The sequence below is a fragment of the Aminobacter sp. P4_D5 genome, from assembly GCF_056401815.1.
The window spans coordinates 1-597 of the sequence record NZ_JBFUIP010001033.1 but is presented as its reverse complement, the minus strand read 5'-3'; the positions used below and the strand labels follow the sequence as shown (position 1 = coordinate 597).

Sequence of the window (597 nt, the reverse complement as noted above, 5' to 3'; positions counted from 1 at the left end):
GTGCCAGGGGCTTCAAACCGCTCATGAAGACTTCTCCGGTTTCGACTTGATATGTTGCGTCACGCGCCTAGCGGCCGGCAATCACGGTTCTGACCCCGACCGCCTCGAGCAGGGCGCTGGCCAAGGCTTCGGCGAGGCAGGCATAGCCGCGATCATTGTGGTGCAGGCCGTCCGGCGACAGGACCTCGGCGGCGGGCAGGCCGGCTTCGGCCCAGGCCGACATCACCCGGCCGCGGGGGAAGAGTGCCACGCGCCGCTCGCGGGCCAAGCTGCGCAGGATCTCGGGGAAACGGGCGCCCCCGGGGGACCGGAGGATGCGGGGCGAACGCTGATTGTCCATCAGCACCACGGTGATGCCGGCCTCGCGCAGACGGTCCAGCCCGTCCTGCATCTGCGCTGCGAAGACCGCGGGATCGGAACCCTTCAGCACCTCATTGGCGCCGGCCTGCCAGATCACGAKGTCCGGGTCGCGGGCAAGCACATCCCGATCGATCCGGGCCAACATCTCCGTCGTGGTCTCGCCGGAACGCCCGGCATTGATGACGCTGATGTCGTGGCCGGGGAGCGCCGCCTTCAAAAGTGTCTCGAGCCGCGCCG

Annotated in this window: 1 protein-coding gene; it reads right to left on the bottom strand. The window is 68.8% G+C overall.

Annotated elements, in window-relative coordinates:
* Window positions 1-67: 67 nt before the first annotated feature.
* A partial coding sequence (locus AC1DWF_RS36495; protein ID WP_476843323.1) for an SGNH/GDSL hydrolase family protein occupies window positions 68-597 on the bottom strand: 530 nt, incomplete at its 5' end.